The following is a 346-nucleotide window of genomic DNA, read 5'->3' as shown; positions in this document are numbered from 1 at the left end:
ACGGCGCGGCCGCGCCGTACTCGACGGCAGCGGCACGCGACCAGAACTCCGTGGCCAGCGTCGAGGTGCCGATCGGCGCGAGCAGCAGGGTCGCGGTGAGCTCGGTGCCGACCGCCAGCGACACCAGCGCGACACTGGCGGCCAGTCCCGGCAGGACGAGCGGCAGCGTCACCCGGCGGGCCGCGCCGGTGCGCGTGCACCCGAGCGAGGTCGCGACGTCCTCGAGGACCGGCGGCGCCAGCTCGAGGGTGCCCCGCACGCCGACGGCGGCGCGCGGGAGGAACAGGATCACGTAGCCGACGACCAGCACCGGGAGGGTCTGGTAGAGCGACGGCACGACGCGGAT

Annotated in this window: 1 protein-coding gene; it reads right to left on the bottom strand. The window is 75.7% G+C overall.

The features are described from left to right. Positions 1-346, bottom strand: a 346-nt coding sequence (locus Q0L15_RS21545; protein WP_296606825.1) for an ABC transporter permease subunit, incomplete at both ends; no start/stop codon positions are given.

Source organism: Nocardioides sp., assembly GCF_024509035.1.
Taxonomy (GTDB): Bacteria; Actinomycetota; Actinomycetes; order Propionibacteriales; family Nocardioidaceae; genus Nocardioides.
The sequence above is the reverse complement of the archived record's forward strand: the minus strand, read 5'-3'. Positions and strand labels throughout refer to the sequence as shown.